Genomic DNA, 22772 nt, shown 5'->3' on the forward strand with positions numbered 1-22772 from the left:
GCCCCAGGATTCGAGCAGCCGGAAGGACGCCACCTCGACCGCGAACAGCCCGGCCTGCGCCCACACCGTACGGTCCAGATCCTCGACGCCGTCGAACACCACGTCCCCGACCGGCCGGTCGAGGAGCAGGTCCAGCTCCGCGCAGACCGCGTCGAAGGCCGCCGCGAACACCGGGAAGGCCTCGTACAGGCCCCGGCCCATGCCGACCCGCTGCGCACCCTGCCCCGTGAACAGGAACGCCGTCTGGCCTTCGACCGTCGCACCGGCGACCACGTGCGCCGACGGGGTGCCCGCCGCCACGGTGTCGAGCCCCTCGGCGAGGTCCGCCGCGTCCGCTCCGAGCACCACCGCGCGGTGGGCGAGCGCGGCCCGGCCGAGCAGGGCGTGGCCGAGGTCGGCCGGGCCCGGCTGCGGCCGCCCGTCGGCCCCGTCGCCGGAGCCGAGGAAGGCCGCGAGCCGCTCGGCCTGGGCCCGCAGGGCAGGTTCGGTCCTGCCCGACAGCAGCCAGGGGAGCACCGGCGGCGCCGCCGCCGTCCGCTCGGCCTGGGCGGGGCTCGGCACGGCCTCGATGATGACGTGGGCGTTGGTGCCGCTGATGCCGAAGGAGGACACGCCCGCGCGGCGCGGCCGGCCGTCCTCCGGCCACGGCCGGGCCTGCGTCAGCAGTTCCACCGCGCCCGCCGACCAGTCCACGTGCGGGGTCGGCTCGTCCACGTGCAGCGTGGCCGGGAGGACGCCGTGACGCATCGCCATGACCATCTTGATGACCCCGGCGACGCCGGCGGCGGCCTGGGTGTGCCCGATGTTGGACTTGATCGAGCCGAGCAGCAGCGGGCTGCCCTCCGGCCGCCCCTGGCCGTACGTGGCCAGCAGCGCCTGCGCCTCGATCGGGTCGCCGAGGCGGGTGCCGGTGCCGTGCGCCTCGACCACGTCCACGTCGGCGGTGGTCAGTCCGGCGGTGGCCAGTGCCTGGCGGATCACCCGCTCCTGTGCGGGGCCGTTGGGCGCGGTGAGGCCGTTGGAGGCGCCGTCCTGGTTGACGGCGCTGCCGCGCACCCGCGCCAGCACCCGGTGCCCGAGCCGCCGGGCGTCCGACAGCCGCTCGACCAGCAGCACGCCGACGCCCTCGCCCCAGCCCGTACCGTCCGCCGCAGCCGCGAAGGCCTTGCAGCGGCCGTCCGAAGCGAGCCCGCCCTGCCGGTCGAACTCGCCGAAGGTGGCCGGCGAGACCATCACCGTGACACCGCCCGCGAGCGCCATCGCGCACTCGCCGCGCTGTACCGCCTGGGCCGCCAGGTGGAGTGCCACCAGGGACGACGAGCAGGCGGTGTCCACCGTCACCGCCGGCCCCTCCAGGCCGAAGGAGTAGGCGACCCGGCCCGAGATCACGCTGTTGGCGGTGCCGGAGAGCAGGTGCCCCTCGGCTCCCTCGAAGCCGTGCGCGCCGCCCCCGCCGTAGCCGGAGGAGGAGGCGCCGACGAAGACACCGATCTGCCGGCCGCGCATCGAGCGCGGGTCCAGCTCGGCGGACTCGAAGGCCTCCCAGGCGGCTTCCAGCAGCAGCCGCTGCTGCGGGTCCATCGCCAGCGCCTCGCGCGGCGAGATGCCGAACAGCCCGGCGTCGAAGCCGGTCGCCCCGGCGACGAAACCGCCCTGCCGGGCGTACGAGTCCTCGGCGTCCGCGAACGCCCAGCCGCGGTCGACGGGGAAGCCGGAGATGCCGTCGGCGCCGGTGGCGACCAGCTCCCACAGCTCGTTCGGCGAGGCGATGCCGCCGGGGTAGCGGCAGCTCATCCCGACGATCACGATCGGGTCGTCGGTGCCGGGAGCGGCCCCGCCGTCGACCCGGACCGCCTCCGGGGCGGCGTCCGGGCCGTCCGGGTCGCCCAGGTCGTCCAGCAGTTCACCGGCCAGGTGCTCGGCCAGCTCACCGGGGGTCGGGTGGTCGAAGACCAGGGTGGCCGGCAGTGCCAGGCCCGTCTCGGCGCCCAGGGCGTTGCGCAGTTCCACCGCGGTCAGCGAGGTGAAGCCCAGGTCCCGGAAGGCCCGGTCCGCTCCGACGGCCTCGGCGGTGCCGTGTCCGAGCACCGTGGCGGCCCGCGCCCGCACCAGGTCCAGCAGGATCCGGCCCCGCTGCGGGACCGGGGCCGCCGCGAGCCGGCGCACCAGGGCGGTGCCGCCCCCGGCGGCGGCCTCCTCCGCGGCCGGCCGCTGGGCCGCCTCGGGCAGGTCGGCCAGCAGCGGGCTGGGGCGGCTGGAGGTGAACGCCGGGGCGAACCGCTCCCAGTCCACGTCCGCGACCACCGCGCAGGTCTCCCGCCGGTCCACCGCCCCGGCGAGCGCGGTGACGGCCAGCTTCGGGTCCAGGGCGGGCAGTCCACGCTTGCGCAGGAAGTCCTCCGCCTCGCCGCGCACCGCCATCCCGGCCTCGGCCCAGGGGCCCCAGGCCACCGAGAGACCCGCCAGGCCGCGCGAACGCCGCTGCTGGACCAACGCGTCCAGGTAGGCGTTGGCGGCGGCGTAGAGCCCCTGCCCTCCGCTGCCCCAGACGCCCGCGATGGAGGAGAAGGTGACGAACAGGTCCAGGTCCAGCCCGGCGGTGAGCTCGTCCAGGTGTGCCGCGCCGGTGACCTTGCCACCGATGGACGAGCGCACGTCCGCGGGGCCGGTCCAGTCCAGCGGCGCGGTCTCGGCGACGCCGGCCGCGTGCACCACGCCGGTCAGCGGGAGTTCGGCCGGGATCGCGTCGAGCACCGCCGCCAGCGCCGCCCGGTCGGCGGCGTCGCAGGCGGCGACCGTCACCCGGGCACCCAGCCCGCTCAGCTCGGCCACCAGCGCGTCCACGCCCTCGGCCGCCGAACCGCGCCGACTCGTCAGCACGAGATGAGGAACGCCCCGACCGGCCAGCCAGCGCGCCACCTCCGCGCCCAGCGCCCCGGTGCCACCGGTCACCAGCACCGTGCCCGAGGGGGTCCACGGCTCGGCCGGGACGTCCTCGACGGCCGCCCGGACCAGTCGGCGGGAGTAGACCCCGGCGGGGCGCACGGCGACCTGGTCCAGGCCCTGGTCACCGGTGAGCACCGAGGCCAGCCGGGCGGCGACCCGGCCGTCCACGGCGGCGGGGACGTCGACCAGGCCGCCCCAGCGGTCCGGGTGCTCCAGCGCGGCGACCCGCCCGGCACCCCACACCTGGGCCTGGAGCGGATCGCGCAGCGGGTCGGAGCCGCCCACCGACACCGCGCCGCTGGTGACGGTCCAGAGCGGCGCGCCGATCGCGGCGTCGCCGAGCGCCTGGAGCAGGACCACCGAGGCGGTCAGCCCGTCCGGGCCGAGCGCGGTCAGCGACAGCACGCCCGCGTACTCGGCGGGCAGTTCCGCGAGCCGTCCGGCCAGCGCCGCCCGGCCCTCGGCCACCGGGTCGCAGCGGAACTCGACCAGCTCGGCCCCGGCGGCGCGCAGCGCCGCGGGCAGCCCGCCGGCCGGCCCGGCCGCTTCGCCCGCCCCGTCGGTCCCTGCAGCGCTGTCGGTCCCGGCAGCACCGTCGGCCCCGTCCGGCAGCACGACCAGCCAGGTTCCGGTGAGAGCGCCCGCGCCGAGCCCGTCCGTGACCGGCTTCCAGGTGACGCGGTAGCGCCAGGAGTTGACGACGGCGTCGGCCCGGCGACGGCGGCGCCAGGAGGACAGCACGGGCAGCAGCGGCTCCAGCTCGCCCGCCGACTCGACGGCGAGGGTGCTCGCCAGCTCGCCCAGGTCCGCGCGCTCGACCGCGTCCCAGAACCGGGCGTCCAGGGCGTCCACGGCGCTGTTGGCGGGCGCGGGGACGGGGCCCGGTTCGGGCCAGTACCGCTCGCGCTGGAAGGCGTACGTCGGCAGCTCGACCCGCCGGCCGCCGCCCAGCACGGCCCGCCAGTCCAGCGCGACGCCGGCCGTCCACAACGCGCCGACGGTCTCCGCGACCGCCTCCGCGCCGCTCCGGTCCCGACGCTGCATCGGCACGAACACCCCGTCGGTGACGGTCAGTTGGGCCATGCCGCAGAGCACGCCGTCCGGCCCCAGCTCGATGAACCTGCGGACGCCGTGCTCGCGCAGGCAGGCCACGCCGTCGGCGAACCGGACGGTCTCCCGGACGTGGCGCACCCAGTAGTCCGGCGTGCCCAGGGTGTCGGCGCCGGCGAGGGCGCCGGTCAGGTTGGAGACGATCGCGATCCGCGGCGCCTCGAAGGTGACCGTCTCCAGCACCGCGCGGAAGTCCGCGAGCATCGGCTCCATCAGCGCCGAGTGGAACGCGTGCGAGACCGCCAGCCGCGCGGTCCGGCGCCCCTCGGCCCGCCAGCGGGCGGCGAGTTCGTCGATCACCGCCGCTTCGCCGGAGACCACCAGGTCGGCGGGCCCGTTGACGGCGGCGACGTCGGCCCGGCCGGCCAGGGCCTCGCGGACCTCCGCCTCCTCGGCCCGCACCGCGAGCATCGCGCCGCCGCTCGGCAGCGCCTGCATCAGCCGGGCCCGGGCCGCGACCAGCCGGCAGGCGTCCGCCAGCGAGAACACCCCGGCGCAGTGCGCCGCCGCGACCTCGCCGATCGAATGCCCGAGCAGCAGGTTCGGCACCACGCCCCAGGATTCGAGCAGCCGGAAGGTGGCGACCTCGACCGCGAACAGAGCGGTCTGGGCGTAGCCGGTCAGGTTCAGGTCCACGCCGTCGGCCGCCACCTCGCGGACCGGCCGGTCCAGCGCCGGGTCCAGTTCGGCGCAGACCGCGTCGAAGGCGTCCGCGAACACCGGGAAGCGCGCGTACAGCTCCTCGGCCATACCGGCCCGCTGGGCTCCCTGGCCGGTGAACAGGAAGGCGGTGCCGCCGGGGACCGCGGTGGCGGCCGTCGTGCCGTCGAAGTCGGCCAGCCGGCCGAGGAGTTCCGTCCGGTCGTCGCCGACCAGCACCGCGCGGTGCTCCAGCGCGGCACGGGTGGTGGCGAGCGCGTGGCCGGTGTCGCGCGGGTCGGCGTCCGTGTCGGCGAGGAAGGTGCGCAGCCGCTGCGCCTGGGCCCGCAGGCCGTCCCGGGTGTGGGCGGAGAGCGGCAGCAGCGCGAGCGCGGGGGCCGGGGCCCGCTCGGCCTCGACGGCCGGGGGCTGCTCGATGATGACGTGGGCGTTGGTGCCGCTGATGCCGAAGGAGGAGACGGCGGCCCGGCGCGGCCGGTCCAGTTCGGGCCAGGCCCGGGCCTCGGTGAGCAGTTCCACCGCTCCGCGCGACCAGTCCACCTGCGGGCTGGGCTCGTCCACGTGCAGGGTGGCGGGCATGATCCCGTGGCGCAGTGCCTGCACCATCTTGATCACACCGGCCGCGCCCGCGGCGGCCTGGGTGTGGCCGATGTTGGACTTGATCGAGCCGAGCAGCAGCGGGCCGTCCTCCGGCCGCCCCTGACCGTACGTGGCCAGCAGCGCCTGGACCTCGATCGGGTCGCCCAGCACCGTGCCGGTGCCGTGGCCCTCGACCAGGTCGACGTCCCGGGTGGACAGGCCCGCGTTGACCAGCGCCTGCCGGATCACCCGCTGCTGCGCGGGGCCGTTGGGCGCGGTGAGGCCGTTGGAGGCGCCGTCCTGGTTGACCGCGCTGCCCCGGATCACCGCGTGCACCCGGTGGCCCTCGCACCGGGCGGTGGAGAGCCGCTCGACCAGCAGCAGGCCGACGCCCTCGCCCCAGCCCGTTCCGTCGGCGGCGCCCGCGTAGGAGCGGCAGCGTCCGGTCGAGGAGAGCCCGCCCTGGCGGTCGAACTCGCCGAAGGCCGCCGGGGAGACCATCACCGTGACGCCGCCGGCCAGGGCCTGCTCGCACTCGCCGCGCTGCACCGCCTGCACGGCCAGGTGCAGCGCCACCAGCGAGGAGGAGCAGGCGGTGTCGACGGTGACGGCGGGCCCTTCGAGGCCGAAGGTGTACGCGACCCGGCCGGAGATGACGCTGTTGGCGGTGCCGGACAGCAGGTGCCCCTCGGCGCCCGCCAGCCCGAGGCCGCCGGTGCCGTAGCCGGAGTTGGACGCTCCGGCGAACACGCCGATCTGCGCGCCCTGGACGGAGCGCGGGTCCAGTCCCGCCGATTCGAGGACCTCCCAGGCGGCCTCCAGCAGCAGCCGCTGCTGCGGGTCCATCGCCAGCGCCTCGCGCGGGGAGATGCCGAACAGCGCCGCGTCGAAGCCGGTCGCCCCGGCGACGAAGCCGCCCTGCCGGGCGTACGAGCCCTCGTCGTCGGCGAGGTCCCAGCCGCGGTCGGCGGGGAAGCCGGTGACGCCGTCCTCGCCCTCGGACACCAGCCGCCACAGGTCGTCGGGGGACTCCACCCCGCCGGGGTAGCGGCAGCTCATGCCGACGATCACGACCGGGTCGTCGTCGGCGGCGGCGGCGACATCAGCCGCGGCACGGGTGGGCGCCGCCGGCGCGTCCGGCTCGTCGAACAGCTCGCCGAGCAGGTACGCGGCCAGGGCGGTCGGCGTCGGGTGGTCGAAGACCAGGGTGGCGGGCAGCCGGAGGCCGGTCTCCGCGTTCAGCAGGTTGCGCAGTTCGACGGCGGTCAGCGAGTCGAAGCCGAGGTCGCGGAAGACCTGCTCGGGGTCGACCGCCTCGGCGGTGCGGTGGCCCAGCACGGCGGCCGCGCGCTCCCGGACCAGATCCACCAGCACCTGGTGGCGCTGACCGGCGGGCCCGGCGGTGAGCCGCTGCCGCAGCGCGGTGCCCAGCTCGAAGTCGGAGCCCTCCCCCTCGACCGGCTGCGCCGCCTCGGGCAGGTCGGCCAGCAGCGGGCTGGGGCGGCCCAGGGTGAAGGCCGGGGCGAACAGCCCCCAGTCGACGTCGGCGACGGTCACGCAGCCCTCGCCGTGGTCCACGGCCCGCGCCAGGGCGCGGACGGCGAGGGCCGGGTCGAGCGCGTTCAGCCCGCGGCGGCGCAGGAAGTCGGCCGCCTCGCCGCGGACGGCCATCCCGGCCTCGGCCCAGGGGCCCCAGGCGATCGAGGTGCCGGACAGGCCGCGGCTGCGGCGGTTGTCGACCAGCGCGTCCAGGTGGGCGTTGCCGGCCGCGTAGGCGGCCTGGCCGCCGCTGCCCCAGGTCGCCGCGATCGAGGAGAAGGTGACGAACAGGTCCAGGCCGTCGGTGAGTTCGTCGAGGTGTGCGGCGCCGGCCGCCTTGCCGTCGACGACGGCGGCCAGGTCGGCGGGGCGCAGCTCCTCGATCGGGCCGTGCGCCGCGACCCCGGCGGCGTGCACCACCCCGGTGAGCGGGAGGTCGGCCGGGATCCGCGCGAGCACCGCGGCCAGCGCCTCCCGGTCCGCGACGTCGCAGGCCTCGACGGTGACCCGGGTGCCGGTGGCGGTCAGCTCGGCGACCAGGTCCTCGGCGCCCGGTGCGGCGGCGCCGCGCCGGGCGAGCAGCAGCAGGTGCGGCGCTCCGCGTTCGGCCAGCCAGCGGGCGACGGCCGCGCCCAGGGCGCCGGTGCCGCCGGTGACCAGCACCGTGCCCGAGGGGGTCCACGGCCGTTCGGCGGTCCGGGTCGGCTCCGGGCGGGTCAGCCGGCGTCCGTAGCCGGCGGAGCCGCGCACGGCGACCTGGTCCTCGCCCGTGGCGCCGGCCAGCACCGCGGCGAGCCGGGCACCGGCCCGGGCGTCCAGGGTGGCCGGAAGGTCGATCAACCCGCCCCAGCGGTCCGGGAGTTCCAGGGCGGCGACGCGGCCGAGCCCCCACACCCGGGCCGCCGACGGGTCGCTCGGCGGGTCGAACCGGCCCACCGAGACGGCGCCGGAGGTGAGCAGCCACAGCGGTGCGTCGATGCCCGCCTCGCCGAGGCCCTGGACGGTCGCCAGCGCCTCGGCGGCCGGGTCGGCGCCGGCCGGCAGCGCGACCACGCCGGCCGGGCCGGCCGGGCCTGGCGTCGGCCACGCCCCGGGGGCGCAGCGCAGGACGGTGGCACCGGCGGCCCGCAGGGCCTGCTCGACGGCCTCCGCCCGTCCGTCCTCGGGGTCGGCGGACAGCAGCCAGTCGCCGGTGAGCGGGGCGGTGTCGCCGAGGCCCGTCAGCGGCTTCCAGGTGACCAGGTAGCGCCACGAGTCGACGGTCGACTCCTGCCGCTGGGAGCGCCGCCAGGCGGCCAGCGCGGGGACCACCTCGTCCAGCAGGCCGGGGGCCTCCTCCAGCTTCAGGGTGGTGGCCAGCTCGGTGAGGTCCGCGCGCTCCACCGCCGCCCAGAACCGGACGTCCTGGTCCGAGGCCTCGCTCGGCGGGCCGGCCGGCGCCGCCATGCTCTGCGGCCAGTAGCGCTCGCGCTGGAAGGCGTACGTCGGCAGCTCCACCCGGCGGCCCTCGGGCAGCACGGTGCGCCAGTCGACCTCGACACCGGCCGTCCAGATCCGGGCCAGTGCGGTCAGCGCCGACTCGGCGTCGTCCCGATCGCGACGCAGCACCGGGGCGAACACGCCCTCGGCACCGGCCTGTTGGGCCATCCCGCAGAGTACGCCGTCCGGGCCGAGCTCGACGAAGCGGGTCACGCCCCGGGCGGCCAGGCAGGCGGCGCCGTCGGCGAACCGGACGGCCTCGCGCACGTGCCGCACCCAGTACTCCGGGGTGGTGAGCAGGTCGGGCGCGGCGACGGCTCCGGTCAGGTTGGAGACGATCGCGATCCGGGGGCGGGCGAAGGAGACCGTCTCCAGCACCGCGCGGAAGTCCGCGAGCATCGGCTCCATCAGGGCGGAGTGGAAGGCGTGCGAGACCGTCAGCCGGCTCGTCCTGCGACCCTCGGCCGCCCAGCGGGCGGCCAGTTCGTCGATCACCTCCGCGGTACCGGAGACCACGACCGAGGACGGCCCGTTGACCGCCGCGATGTCGGCGCGTCCGGCGATCGCCTCGACGGCCTCCGCCTCGGTGGCCCGGACGGCGAGCATCGCGCCGCCGGACGGCAGCGCCTGCATCAGCCGGCCGCGCGCGGCCACCACGGCGCAGGCGTCCGCGAGCGTGAGGACGCCCGCGCAGTGCGCCGCGGCGAGTTCGCCGACGGAGTGGCCGAGCAGGAAGTCGGGGGCCACGCCCCAGGATTCGAGCAGCCGGAAGCCGGCGACCTCGACGGCGAACAGGCCGGCCTGGGTCCACATCGTCAGGTCGAGGCGGCGGCCGGTGAAGACCGCGTCCTTGACCGATCCGTCGAGGTGGCGGTCCAGTTCGGCGCAGACGGCGTCGAAGGCCTCGGCGAAGGCGGGGAAGGCCTCGTACAGCCCGCGGCCCATCGCCGCGCGCTGCGAGCCCTGGCCGGTGAACAGGAAGGCGCAGCGGCCCTCGCCCACCACGCCGGTCACCGCCGCGGCCGGGTCGCCCCCGGCCAGCGCGTCCAGGCCCGGGAGCAGGTCGCCGAGCACCACCGCGCGGTGGTCCAGGCCCGCGCGGGTGGTGGCGAGCGACCAGGCGAGGTCGACGGGGTCGGGCGCCTCGGCCTCGGCGAGGTGGGCGCGCAGTCGGCTGGCCTGGGCGCGCAGCCCGGCCGCGCCCTTGCCGGAGAGCGGCCACAGCGCCGGCCGGCCGGCGGCGGGCGCGGGCGCCGAAGGGGCCGACGGGGCCGGGTCGGCCTGGGAGACCTGGGCGGTCGGCTCGGCGTCGGCGTCCGGCCCGCCCTCGGCCTGCGGCTCGGCGGGCGCGGGCGCCGCCTCGATGATCACGTGCGCGTTGGTGCCGCTGATGCCGAACGAGGAGACGCCGGCCCGGCGGGGGTGGTCGGTCTCCGGCCACGACCGGGCCTCGGTGAGCAGCTCGACGCCGCCCTCGCTCCAGTCCACGTGCGGGGTGGGCGCGTCCACGTGCAGGGTGGCCGGCAGCAGGCCGTGGTGGATCGCCTGCACCATCTTGATCACACCCGCCACGCCGGCCGCGGCCTGGGTGTGCCCGATGTTGGACTTGACCGAGCCCAGCCACAGCGGGCCGCCCTCGGCACGCTCCCGCCCGTACGTGGCGAGCAGCGCCTGGGCCTCGATCGGGTCGCCGAGCCGGGTGCCGGTGCCGTGCGCCTCGACCGCGTCCACGTCGGCCGGGGAGAGCCCCGCGCCGGCCAGCGCCTGACGGATCACCCGCTGCTGGGACGGGCCGTTGGGAGCCGTGAGGCCGTTGGAGGCCCCGTCCTGGTTGACGGCGCTGCCGCGCACCACGGCGAGCACCGGGTGCCCCAGCCGCTGGGCATCGGAGAGCCGTTCGACCATCAGCAGGCCGACGCCCTCGCCCCAGCCCGTACCGTCCGCGCCGGCCGCGAAGGCCTTGCAGCGCCCGTTGCCGGCCAGGCCGTCGAGACGGCTGAACTCCGCGAAGACGCTCGGCGAGGACATCACCGTGACGCCGCCGGCCAGCGCCAGCTCGCAGTCGCCCGCGCGCAGCGCGTGGACGGCCAGGTGCAGGGCGACCAGGGAGGAGGAGCAGGCCGTGTCGACGGTGACGGCCGGGCCCTCCAGGCCCAGCGCGTACGCGACCCGGCCGGACACCACGCTGGCCGCGTTGCCGATGGCCAGGTGGGTGGCGGCGCCCTCGGGCAGGGAGTGGGCGCCCTCGGCGTATCCGGAGGCGGAGGCGCCGACGAAGACGCCGACCCGGTTGCCGGAGAGCGAGCGCGGGTCGATCCCGGCCCGCTCCACGACCTCCCAGGCGGATTCCAGCAGCAGCCGCTGCTGCGGGTCCATGGCCAGGGCCTCGCGCGGGGAGATGCCGAACAGCGCGGCGTCGAACTCGGCCACCCCGTCGACGAATCCGCCCTCGTCGGCGTAGCCGGACCCGGCCGGCCAGCCGCGGTCCTCGGGGAAACCGGTGATGGCGTCACCGCCGCGGGTCACCAGCCGCCACAGGTCGGCCGGCGAGCTCACGCCGCCCGGGTAACGGCAGGCCATCGCGACGATCGCGATGGGCTCGCGCTCGCGCATCTCCGCCACCTGGAGCTGACGACGTGTGCGCCGGAGATCGGCCGTCACCCGCTTCAGGTATTCGAGATACTTTTGCTCTTCCCCCACGCAGATCAACCCCTACTCCCGGCCGGCGGTGGACCGCAGCCGGTACCGATTACCCGTGAGACCGCAGCGTTTCGCATCCTAGGGAGACAATCCCCGCGCGATACCCCTAGCCGACCCCAGAAAAAAGGACATCAGATGGCACGGGCCGTTCCGGGCCGTTCGCCGTCAGAGCGGGAACCGCATTTTCGCGCGGTTCCCGCTCCGTTATTCGCTCCGGAAATCCGCGCTGCCGTGGCGGCGCGGTTCCGTTCCGGTCGTTCAGCCGGTCCGCAGCGAGGTCTGCCCCGGCGCCGCGGCGTTCACCAGGGCGGCCAGGTTGCCTACGCCCTGCTGGTTCGCGTAGAGCATCTGGTGGGCCTCGCCGATCTGGTCGAAGGTGCCGCACCAGGTGATGCACGGGTCGAGCCGGCCGTCCGCCATCAGCCCGATGACCGCCCGGTTCTCCCGGGTGTTCGAGGCGTGCGAGCCCTGGAGGCGCTTGCTGCGCATCCAGAGGTAGCGCAGGTCGAGGTCGCCGTTGTAGCCGCTGGTGCCGCCGCACAGCACGACCATGCCGCCGTTCTCGCAGACGAACAGCGAGGTCGGCAGGGTGTCCTCGCCGGGGTGCTCGACGACGATCTTCGGGTTGCGGCGCTCCCCGAGGATCTCCCAGATCTTCGCGCCGAACCGGCGGGCCTCGGCCGTCCAGGCCCGGCCGGCCGCCTCGTCGTCGAGGTCCGGCAGCCGTCCCCAGTGGGTGAACTCCCGGCGGTCGATCACGCCCGCGGCACCGAGGTCCAGGCAGAACTGGACCCGGTCCGGGTTGGAGACCACGGCGATCGGGATACCGCCGAGCAGCTTCACGATCTGGATGGCCGCCGAGCCGACGCCGCCGGAGCCGCCCCAGATCAGCACCGGGTCGCCCGGGCGGACGTCGTGCGGGGCCCAGCCGGTCAGCTGCCGGTAGGCGGTGGCGCCGGTGACCAGGTAGCCGCCGGCGTCCTCCCAGGACAGGTTGGCCGGCTTGCGGTGGAGCTGGTGCTCGCGCACCACGGTGTACTGGGCGAAGGAGCCGTAGTTCGTCTCGTAGCCCCAGGCCCGCAGCGACTTCGAGGCGATCGGGTCGACGCCCGTGCGGACGTCCTCCGCCGTCTCGTCCCAGGTCGCTCCGGAAAGGATGACCTCGTCGCCGACCTTGAACTGCTTGACGCCCTCGCCGACGGCCCAGACGACTCCGGAACCGTCGCTGCCGCCGATGTGGAAATCCTCCTTCTCGCCGAGCAGCCGCTGTCTCATCGCGATGACGTCGATGGGTTCGCCGAGCGACGCCCAGACGTTGTTGTAGTTGATTCCGGCGGCCATGACGTACACCAGCACTTCGCCGTACCCGGGCTCCGGCACGTCGACGACCTCGGTCTGCATCGCCTTGAGGGGCTCGCCGAAGCGGTCCTGCCGGATGACGGTCGCGTACATCTGCTCGGGCACGAGGCCGAGCGGCGGAATCTCACCGAGTTCGTAGAGCGACTTGGACACGAACGACTCCTCTGGGCAGTTTTCCGGGATTTCCGAGGACCGGCTCGCAGAGCAGCTCTAGAACCGGTTCGAAACCGGCTGCCCTTCAACACGGTCGATTCGCGTGGATGAATGACGCGGCGGAACTTCGCGTGGACGGATGACGCGGAGGAACGGCGGAGCGGTCAGCCGAGCCTGGTGCGGATCCGGTCGACGACGGTGTTGGCGTGGGCGTTGAGGTAGAAGTGACCGCCCCGGAAGACTTCGAGCTCGAACGGGCCCGAGGTGTGCTCGGCCCACTTCCGGGCCTCGTCCACGGTGACCTTCGGGTCGTCGTCGCCGACCAGGGCGAGGACCGGCGCAGTGAGCCCGGCACCGGGGGTGGGGCGGTAGGTCTCGGCGGCCCGGTAGTCGCTGCGCAGCACCGGGAGGACCATCCGCACCATCTCCTCGTCGTCGAGGAGGTTGTTGTCGGTGCCGTCCAGCCGCTTGATCTCGGTGAGCAGGCCCTGGTCGTCGAGCTGGTGGAACCGCTCGTCGCGGTGGGCGCCGGGGGCGCGCCGCCCGGAGGCCCACACCGTGTGCGGCACGATGCCGAGGTCCTCCAGCCGCAGCGCCAGCTCGAACGCCACGGAGGCGCCCATGCTGTGGCCGAACAGCGACAGCGGGCGGTCGGCCAACGGCTTGACGACGTCGACCAGCAGGTCGGCCAGTTCCTGCACGGATTCCACGCAGGGCTCCTGGCGCCGGTCCTGACGGCCGGGGTACTGCACCGCGAGGACGTCGACCTGCGGCGACAGCGCGCGGGACACCGGGAAGAAGTAGCTCGCGGACCCACCCGCGTACGGCAGGCAGAGCAGCCGGTGCCGGGCCTCGGGCGCGGGGTGGTAGCGGCGCACCCACAGATCGTCGATAGCTGCCATGGTGACTGGAATCCCTCCGGCGGTCGGCGTGGCGGGACCGCGACACCGGTGAGGCGCCGCCCGCGGACCTGCGGGACCGCGCGTCTCACCTTGATCGGCGGGCGGGAGCGCACGAGGGTTCGTGGCCGGCTCCGGTCGCCCGCTGTCCTGTCGGGACCTCAACGGCTCCTACCGTGACCGGCCCGGCCCGACCGGACAACCCCTAGCCGCACGGCGCGGGCGCACGCGCGCGGGGTCCTGCGGCGCCCTGGTAGGGGATGCCCGCCGGCGCCCCGGCACCTTCCCGGGCCGCTGGAGCGCGGCGGCCGCGCGGGCGATCGGGTCGCACCGGGGCGCGCCCTATGTCGGCGGCGCCGTCGGGGCAAGGGCGCCTCCTCGGACCGGGGGGGAGGTTAGGGGGCGGTGCCCGGCCAACTTTAGGGGTGCCGGGCGGCGGAACCGATCGAACCGGACGCGCCGATTCCACCGGTGGAACCGCCGCCGGAGCCCGGCCGGGGAATCCCCGGGGCCGGCGGCGGGACCTGCGGGCCTGGCAGGCAGAACGTGTGCGGAACGAACGCCTCCGATCCGTTCCGGCACCACCGAAAACCCCCCGGGCCCTCCGCCCCATCGGATATGCGCACCGATCCGGAATGCGCCGTCACGTTTCGGCCATCACGGGGAAGTGGAACGGCTGATTCAGTTTCACCCCACCAGTGACTTAACGACCGGGGCCGGAGACCCTCAGCCGACGCAGGGCGTGATGGACCAGCAGGTGCCCCCAGACCTCCTGCTCGACCCCCTCGGGCGAGCGCGAGCGCAGCACCCGCACGGCCTCCAGCTGATCGGCCGCCAGGTCCCGCAGGGCCCTCGCCCCCGACCTCCACGCGCCGTGCAGCGCGGCCAGCTCCGCGGCGGGGGCCCGCCCCGGGTCGAGGATCGTGGTGAGCAGCCGGCCCGGCTCCCCCACCGAGGGGTCCTCGACCACCCGCACCACCGGCGCCGCCGCCGACCCCGTCGACCGGCCCGACCCGCCACCGCCGCGACCGCCCCCGTCGGCGGCGAACCCGGACAGGAACGAGCCGTCGCCCAGCAGCTGACGCACCGGCAGTACCGCGTCCGGACCGACCCGCCACAGCAGGTCCGCCCCACCGGCCGAGGCGTCCCGCCACACCGCCGGACCGTCGAACCCGCCCTGGTCGGCGAGCAGCAGGTCCCCGCCGCCGAGGCGGTCGAAGAGGCCCCGGGCCAGGTTCGGCACGGCGGCCGCCGACGGGCCGGTGGCCGCCGCGGCGACCGCTCCGGTGCCGCACTCGACCAGGGCCGCCAGCCGCACCCGCGGGTACCCGCCCCCGGGCTCCGGCGGTCCGAAGTACGCCACGTTCTCGGCACTGTCCGGCACCTCGATCGCCGCGCCCTCGACGGCGACCAGGCGCCGCCCGCGGTACCGGACTCCCCCGACCTGTCCGGCCCGCCCGGCTTCCTCGGCCTCCTCGGCCGCCGCCGACCGGACGACCTCGGCGAACAGCTCCCTGAACGGCTCCGCCCCCAGCTTCACCCGGGCCCGCGAGATCGCCGCCGTACTGGGCGCCTGCCCCGGCGCGGCGCAGTGCCCCGCCCAGGCCAGGCCCCGGACGAGCTTGCGGGCGACCTCCTGGTACCCGTGGCCCGGGAACAGACACATCGCCAGGACCAGGTAGACCGTCACCTTCGGTGTCAGCAGGCGGTTCCGTTGCCCCTCCCGCCCGCACCGGGCCACCACCCGGTCCACCAGCTCCGGCGGGAACGACCCGGTCAGCAGCCCGACCGCGATGCGGTCGGGCAGTCCCCCGTTCGGTTCCGGGCCGAACTGCCCTGGTCGCGACATCCGACACCTCCTGAAACCACGCTACACGCACGAGGCTTAAGTCACCGGTGTGGCGCTGAACGGAGTCCCTAGCGGTCGCCGTTGAAGTTCGCCTAGGGTGAAAGTAGATGCAAGCCCGGGCACTCGGTCCCGCCGGCGTTCCCCTCGCGCTGTGTACACCGTGCATCTGAGTGATCACGCAACGTCATGGAGGCTCAAGGCAAAACGGGGGAGTCAGCCTTTCCGTTGCGGTGGATGCAAGGCTTTTACACAACAACTCGGAGGCATTCTTGCTGATTCGAGCCGAACAGCATGAAGCGTTGGAGTATTTACTGGACCTGTTCGAGGGACTGTCCTGCGGGAACGGTCGGGTGGTCCTCGTCAGCGGAACCCTGGGAAGTGGTAAGACCCAACTTCTGCACGATTTCTCGGCGCTGGCGGCAAAAGAAGGAGCACTGGTCCTCCAGGCGACCGGTTCGCGGGCGGAACGGGATCTCCCCATGGGGGTCATCGAGCAGCTGCTGCGCTGCGCCGAACTGCCGAACGAAATCGCCACGGAAATATCCGCCCTGGTCGCGGAGGCGTTCGGCGACCACCTGAGCCCCGACCACCGGTTCGAACGGCCGCAGGCCGTCGAGAACGAGACCATCCGCCGGCTCTGCAACGTCCTCCTGGGCGCCTGCGAGGGCCGGTCCGTGGTGGTCGGCATCGACGACGTGCACTTCGCGGACACCCCCTCGCTCCAGGCGCTGCTCTACCTCCAGCGCCGCATGCGCCCCCAGCGCATGCTCATGGTGCTCAACGAGTGGGACCGGCCGCAGCCCACGCTGCCGCTGTTCCGCGCCGAGGTGACCCGCGCGCCGCACAGCAGGGTCCAGCTCAAGCCGATGTCCGAACACACCGTCCGCACCATCCTGGAGCGGACCCCGGACCACGCGATCGCGCCGCAACTCGCCCCGGCCGTCCACCGGCTGAGCGGGGGCAACCCGATCCTGGTCCACGCCCTGATCGAGGACAACCACCTCGACGCCGCCCACGACCGGGCCCGGCCCGACGACCTTCCGCGCGTCGGCCGGTCCTTCGAAATGGCCGTCCTGGCCTGCCTCTACCGCTGGGAACCGCAGATCCTCGCGGTCGCCAGCGGCATGGCCGTCCTGCGCGAGCACGCCTCCCCGGCGCTGCTCGGCCGGCTGCTCGACCTCGACCAGCGGTGCGTCGCGCACGCGTTGGAGATCCTCACCAACGCCGGCCTGACCGCCGGCGACGAGTTCCGTCACCCGAACGTCGCGGCCGCCGTCCTCGCCTCGCTCTCGCGCACCGAGCAGACCACGCTGTACACCCGGGCGACGAAGCTCCGGCGCGACCTGGGCATGGCCACCACGGTCATCGCCGCCCAGATCGTCGCCGCGGGCGAGGCCGACGGCGACTGGACCGTACCGATCCTCACCGACGCCGCGGAGCAGGAGCTGGCCGAGGGGAAGACCTCGACCGCGCACCTCTACCTCAACCTGGCGCTGGCCGCGGCCAACGACGACCAGCACCTGGCCACCCTGCGCACGTACGTCCACTCCACCTGGCAGACCAACCCCAGCGCGGTCGCCCCGCACACCAGCGCGCTGCGCGAGGCCCTGGTGGAGGGCAAGCTCACCGGCAAGGACGTCGTCGCACTGATCCGGGCGCTGCTGTGGCGGGGAGACCTCACCACCGTCTCCACCGTCCTCGCGGAGGCGAAGCGCTCGCACCTCACCCTCGGGCACGAGGACGGCGTCGAACTCCTGCACGTCTTCCACTGGTTCTTCGGCCCGTCCTTCACCCGGTCCTGGAACCTCGACGAGCTCTGCGGCACCGGGGTCGGGGGCGCCTGCCTGCCCGCGGCCGCGGAGGCGATCGGGGTCTTCTCCCGCGTCTGGGCCCGGGGCGGCGACGCGGAGAGCGCCTCGCTCGCCGAACGCGTCCTGTCCTCCTGCCGGGTGGACGGGATGCCGCTGGAAGCGATCACCACGGCGATCCTCGCCCTCGCCGACGGGGACCAACCCGGCCGGGCCCTGCTCTGGTGCGACGAGCTGATCGGCCACGCCACCCGTCGGGGTGCGACCACCTGGCTGGCCCAGCTCAAGGCGGCCCGGGCCGACGTGTGCCTGCGCGGCGGGGATCCCGAGGCCGCCGCCGAACTCGCCTCGGACGCCCTGTCGTTGGCGGGCGAGGAGAACTGGGGGGTGTCGATCGGCTATCCGCTGTCGGTGCTCATCCAGGCCCACCTCGCGCTGGGCCGCACGGACGACGCCGCCAAGGAGGCCGGCCGGGAGGTCCCGAGCGCCATGTTCGAGACCGTGATGGGCATCCGCTACCTGCACGCCCGCGGCCGGCTCGCCCTGGCGGCCGGTCGGACCACGGAGGCGCTCGACGACCTCCGGACCTGCGCCCGTCGGCTCAGGGTCTGGCAACTGGACATCCCCGCCCTGATCCCGCTGACCGCCAGCCTGGTCGAGGCCACCTTCCAGGCCGGCGACCCGGTCGCCGCCCGGAACCTGGCGGCCGGTCAGCTGCGGGAACCGTCCCTGGACGACCGCACCCGCGGCGCCCTGCTCCGGATCCTGGCCGAGCACGACGGGGGCCGGGAGAAGCCCGACCTGCTGCAGGAGGCCGTCGACCGCCTGCGGACGCCCGGCGACCGGCTCGAACCGGCCCGGGCGGAGACGGGGTCCCAGCGGATCCGGGCCGGATTCGCCCCGGCCGTGGAACACGGGCGGGGCAGCGACGACGGGTTCGGGCCCGACGAGGAAACGCGCGCGGGCGGCACGCCACGCAACGGCGCGGACCCGCTCACCGACGCCGGGCTCGGGGACTGCGGCGACCGCGGCACCGGCGACCGCCGCCCGGCCGGGGACGGCCCGGGCGAAGACGACGAGCCGGCGCTCCCGCTGGGACCGCCCCCGGCGGCCACCCCGGGCGGGGCGGTGGGCTCGCTGCTCACCGGCCTCAGCCGGGCCGAGCTCCGGGTGGCGAAACTGGCAGCCGAGGGCGACAGCAACCGGGAGATCAGCGACAAGCTCTGGATCACCGTCAGCACGGTGGAGCAGCACCTGACGCGCATCTACCGCAAGCTGAGCCTGAGCGGCCGGGCCGGCCTGGCGAGCCTGCTCCGCTCGGAGCTGCTCCCGGGCGAGGTCGCCGTCTTCCGCGACGCACCCGGCGGCCCCGCCGACCGGGTCGGACCCGAAGTCGGCTTCCACGCCGTGGAGATGGCGTGCCGCGCCGCCTCCTCCGCGGATGCGCTGAAGGCCGTCGGCAACGCGGCCGGCCTGGGCGCCGACGGAGTCGCCGTTGGCTGACACCTGCCGGAGCGGTGCCACCGAGCGGATCGGTGGCACCACCCTCCGCGTCGACGGGGTACGACGGGGCGCTCCCGCCGCTCAGGTGGCGGACAGCTGTCCGCGCACCCACGCGGGGTCGGGGTTGGTGTGCGGCCGGCCGTCCACGACGACGGTCGGCACGGTCTCGTTGCCGTCGTTGGCCGCCCGTACGACCGCCGCCGCCTCCGGGTCGCTCCAGATGTCGACCCAGTGCAGCCGCCGGGCCGACCGGCCGAGCCGAAAGCGCAACCGCAGGCAGTACTTGCAGCCCGACCGCCAGTACACCACCGGCCGGCCGTCGGCCGCGCTGCGGCGCTGCGCCTCCTCAGCGCCGAGCGACTTCGGGAAGACCAGCGGCGAGTTCACGGCCGCGAGCCCGACGAACGGCACCAGGAACAGGGCGGCCGCCCAGCCGTTCCCGTCGAGGGCCGGGCCGCTCGCGACGGCCGCACCGCCGAGCACCAGCAGCAGCGGCAACATCCACACACGCATCATGGCGCCCCAGGCTATCCGGCCGCTCCCGACCCGTCAGACCCCCCGCCGGGGCGGGGCGGCCCGGCGGGGCGCCTCCGTTGGTGGTCCACCGTCTCGGCGACACGCAGCGCGACATCCTCGGGCGTCTCGTGCTCCCAGAAGCGGAGCACCGTCCAGCCCTCGTCCCGCAGATGCTCCGTCGTCTCGGTGTCGCGCTCGATGTTGCGGCCCAGCTTGGTCCGCCACCATTCGGCGTTGCTCTTGGGGTGCGTGGCGTGCTGCGGGCACCCGTGCCAGAAACAGCCGTCGAGGAAGACCGCCACCTTCGGCCCCGGGAAGAGGATGTCCACCGTACGGCGAGGCATGCCCGGCACCGGCCGCTGGACACGGTAGCGGTACCCACCGGCGTGGAGCAGACGGCGGACGGCCAGTTCCTGGGCGGTGTCCCGCGATGCCTGTCGGCTCATGCGGGCGGAGACGGCGGGTGTGGACGGTACCGGCGACATAGTGCCATTCTCGTCCACCGGTCCGACAGCCGTGCGCGGCCCGGGAGAGGCCGGTCGCCGGCCGCCGTCCCTCGGCCTCCCCGCTCGCCGTCCCCCGGGCCTTTCCGTTCGACCGAACGGCGCCCGGGGCGGCGGCGGGCGACCGGCTCAGGCGAGGTCGCGCACCCGGCGGATCGAACCGGCCAGCAGGATCGCCGGGCCTGCCAGGCTGCACACCGCCAGCAGGAGCAGCGCCGTGCGCGGGCCCCAGGCCGTGGAGGCGGCCCCGGCCAGGACCGCGCCGACCGGGATGGCGCCCCAGGAGACGAACCGGACGGTGGCCATCACCCTGGGGAGCAGCTCCGGCGGGGTGTGGGTCTGCCGGTGGGTGCGGGTGACGATGCTGGTGACCACCACTCCCGCCGAGAAGCCCGCGTTGCCGACGGCGAACACGAGCGCCGCCCAGCCGGAGCCGGCCGCCGGGAGCAGGAAGGTGAAGAGGGCGGCGATCAGCGCCGCCCTCCGCAGGGCGCCGCCGCTGCCGATCCGGGAGACCACCCGGGGTGTGAGGGCGGCGCCGATCAGGCTGCCCAGGCCGCCGGTGGCCATCAGTGCGCCGACGGCGGCGGCCGGCGCGTCGAGGGTGTCGACCAGGAACACCGGGGTGAGTGTCATCAGCCCGCCGGCGACGAAGTTGACCGCGGTGGCGTCGGCGGCGCACGGCCCGATCACCGGGTGCCGGGTGACGAAGTGCCAGCCCTCGCGGATCTGTTCCCGCATCCCCGCGCCGGCCGGGCGGGCGACGGCGGACCTTTCCGCGCGCGGCAGGCTGCGCAGCAGGGCCGCCGAGACCAGGTAGCTGACCGCGTCCAGCACCATCGCGGCCGCGCCGCCGACGAGTTGGACCAGTACCCCGCCGAGCGAGGGGCCGGCGAGCTCGGTCGCGGCGCTGCTGCCGGAGAGCAGGCTGTTGCGGGCGGTCAGCTCCTCCCTGGGGACGATGGAGGGCAGGAAGGTGGAGTTGCCGACGTCGAAGACCACGCTCGCCAGCCCGACCAGCAGCGCGACCGCCACCAGGTGCGGCAGGCCGAGGCCGCCCAGCGCGGCCGCCACCGGAACCGAGACCACGGCCAGCCCGCGCACCACGTCCATCACCACCTGGGTGCCGCGCAGCGGGAGCCGGTGGACCAGGACGCCCGCCGGCAGCCCGACCAGCAGCCACCCCAGGTACCCGGCACCGGTGATCAGGCCGACCTGCCAGGCCGTCGCGTGCAGGGTGAGCACGGCGATCAACGGCAGGGCGACACTGGTCACCTGGTCCCCGAGCCGGCTGATCAGCGATCCCGTCCAGTAGCGCCAGAACACTCCCGCCGAAGTCCGGCGTCGCGCCTCGTGCTCCGCTCGCCGGTCCGCCGCGACCGCTGTCCGCGTCGTCATATCCACCATCGGGCCCACCCCTTCTGTCGCAACCTGTCCACTGCACCGGACCGGGCATCAGCCGCCGCGTCCACGTCCTGGGCGACGGCCCGCTCTCCGGGACCAGCACCGCCGACTCCGCCGAGGCCCGCCGCGTGCACGGCCCGACCGGCCACCGGCTGCCCGAGCTGGAACTCCCCGCCGCCACCGGCGAGTCGACCGACCCCGTGGCACCCGGCGCCACCGGGACGGTGCTCTCCTGCCACCCCGGCGCCTACGCCCCCCGCGGCCCGGAACACCCGCCCGGGTGGGGGGAGATCCCCGGCGCGGCCGGCTGCACACCGGAGTCCGGCACCTACCGCGACCGCGCGGCCGAGTCCACCGCCCGCGACGCCCGGGTCCACAGCGTCGGCACCCAACGCCCGGACCAGCTGTGCGCGTTCGCCGAGCACACCCGCATCCCCTTCCCACTGCTCTCCGACGCCGAATTCCGGCTGACCGCCGCGCTGCGCCTACCCACCTTCCGGGCGGCGGGCAACGACCGGCTCAAGCGGCTCACCCTCGTACTGGACGCCACCCGCACTGTCCGCGGGGTCCTCTGTCCGGTGGTCGACCCGGCGGGATCGGTCGAGGACGCCCTCGCCCCGATCGACGGGCTCGCACCACATTGACGGCAGGCCGCAACGGCCCGCCCCGACGCACCGGGCGTCCGCACAGCCGCCCGGGTCCTGACGTGCCCCTGCCCAACTCGGCCGACGCCCACACCCCGGGGGGCCAAACGCGCCACGGCCGCACCACGGCACCCCGGCCGGTCGCCCCGGCCCCGCCCCGGCCCCGCCCCGGCCCGCCCAGGCCGGCTCCACCGGAGGGCTGCCCGGAGGACTACCCGGAAGACTCGCTTCCAGATTGTGACGTGCCCCTGTCTAGTTCGTTCCCGTCCTGGTGTGGTGGGATGAGGCCTCACGGGGATGAACCGCTGACGGGGGTGGGTACTGGTGCGGAGTGGATGGCTGCGGGAGCTGGACGGGGACGCGGCGCGCCTGACGGCCGTGGGGCTGGTGCGGCTGGGGGCACAGGACTGGCTGAGTACGGAGGCCGGGGAACCGGCCTGGCTGGGCGGACTGCGGGCGGCCTCGTTCGCCGACGCCTGGCTGGCGTTCGGCGACGGACCCGCGTCCGGGCTGCGGGTGCCCGCGCCGGCGCTCCTGCGGGCCCTGGTGGCCCGGGCCGCGGAGCTGGTGCTGCGCTCCTGCCGGGAGGACGGGCCGGCGGCGCTGGAATGGCTGGGGCAGCGCTCGGCGGAGGCTCGTGAACAGGCGCAGCGCGAGGGCACCTCGCACCCGGCCGAGCCCTGTGCGCTGACCCTGGTGTGGCACGGCGTGCAGGCGCTGACCGCCGAGGACGGGCCGTGCCACGCCCGCCGGATCGAGGAGCGCGGCGAGGCGTACGTACGGGAGCGGCACCGCCGCCAGGACACCCTGGCACTGGTGCTGTGCTGCACCCGGATCGCCGCGGCCGCGCTGGTGGAGCTGTGCGAGGGCGATCCGGAACGGGTCGGCGGGTGGCTGGAGCAGGACGCGGCGCGTTCCATGCCGCGCGGCGGCCGGGTGCCGCTGTGGGTGCCGGGCCGGCCCGCCCTGCCGGCCGGCTGAGTGCACCTGCCTTGGTGGGGGCCCCCCGCCCGGCCCGCCCGCCGCCCGGCCCCCCCCCCCCCGCCCACGCCCCCCCACCGGGAGATATAAAAAAAAACCCACGCCCCCCCAATAAATACCAACCGGTGGGAGGCGGTGGG

Annotated in this window: 10 protein-coding genes; 3 read left to right on the forward strand and 7 right to left on the reverse strand. The window is 75.3% G+C overall.

The genetic code is table 11. The features are described from left to right. The 4 genes from ACWGJO_RS35140 to ACWGJO_RS35155 form a co-directional block, all read right to left on the reverse strand. On the reverse strand, window positions 1-11013 hold an 11013-nt coding region (locus ACWGJO_RS35140; RefSeq protein ID WP_452189798.1), incomplete at its 3' end, for a type I polyketide synthase. A 258-nt stretch (window positions 11014-11271) separates the two neighbouring features. Beyond that, window positions 11272-12525 carry a crotonyl-CoA carboxylase/reductase gene (gene ccrA, locus ACWGJO_RS35145; RefSeq protein ID WP_359898534.1) on the reverse strand — a complete coding sequence of 418 codons (1254 nt, stop codon included), beginning with the start codon at window positions 12523-12525 and terminating at the stop codon, window positions 11272-11274. Window positions 12526-12689: 164 nt separating this feature from the next. After that, window positions 12690-13427, reverse strand: coding sequence for a thioesterase II family protein (locus tag ACWGJO_RS35150; RefSeq protein WP_452189799.1), 738 nt, complete (start codon window positions 13425-13427; stop codon window positions 12690-12692). 700 nt (window positions 13428-14127) lie between these two features. Beyond that, window positions 14128-15273: a transposase domain-containing protein gene (locus ACWGJO_RS35155; protein ID WP_452189800.1), complete on the reverse strand. Its 1146-nt coding sequence runs from the start codon at window positions 15271-15273 to the stop codon at window positions 14128-14130. 230 nt (window positions 15274-15503) lie between these two features. Here ACWGJO_RS35155 and ACWGJO_RS35160 point away from each other — a divergent pair, with 230 nt between their 5' ends. Beyond that, on the forward strand, window positions 15504-18584 hold the full coding sequence (locus ACWGJO_RS35160; protein WP_452189806.1) for an AAA family ATPase: 3081 nt from the start codon (window positions 15504-15506) through the stop codon (window positions 18582-18584). Window positions 18585-18665: 81 nt separating this feature from the next. On the opposite strand, the gene ACWGJO_RS35165 is transcribed toward ACWGJO_RS35160, so the two are convergent. From ACWGJO_RS35165 to ACWGJO_RS35175, 3 genes are all read right to left on the reverse strand, one after another. Then, complete coding sequence (locus tag ACWGJO_RS35165; protein ID WP_452189801.1) at window positions 18666-19100, reverse strand: glutaredoxin domain-containing protein; 435 nt, start codon at window positions 19098-19100, stop codon at window positions 18666-18668. Between the two features lie 11 nt (window positions 19101-19111). Then, the gene (locus ACWGJO_RS35170; RefSeq protein WP_452189802.1) at window positions 19112-19585 is read right to left on the reverse strand and encodes a very short patch repair endonuclease; all 474 of its coding nucleotides are present in this window, start codon (window positions 19583-19585) and stop codon (window positions 19112-19114) included. Window positions 19586-19732: 147 nt separating this feature from the next. Beyond that, the gene (locus ACWGJO_RS35175; protein ID WP_452189803.1) at window positions 19733-21001 is read right to left on the reverse strand and encodes an MFS transporter; all 1269 of its coding nucleotides are present in this window, start codon (window positions 20999-21001) and stop codon (window positions 19733-19735) included. A 134-nt stretch (window positions 21002-21135) separates the two neighbouring features. Between ACWGJO_RS35175 and ACWGJO_RS35180 the strand changes: the two genes are divergently transcribed. Then, entirely contained in the window at window positions 21136-21651 is a 516-nt protein-coding gene (locus ACWGJO_RS35180) for a redoxin domain-containing protein (RefSeq protein ID WP_452189804.1), read from the forward strand. A 324-nt stretch (window positions 21652-21975) separates the two neighbouring features. Beyond that, complete coding sequence (locus ACWGJO_RS35185; RefSeq protein WP_452189805.1) at window positions 21976-22632, forward strand: hypothetical protein; 657 nt, start codon at window positions 21976-21978, stop codon at window positions 22630-22632. The last annotated feature ends 140 nt before the right edge of the window (window positions 22633-22772 follow it).

The sequence above is a fragment of the Kitasatospora sp. NPDC054795 genome, from assembly GCF_053611565.1.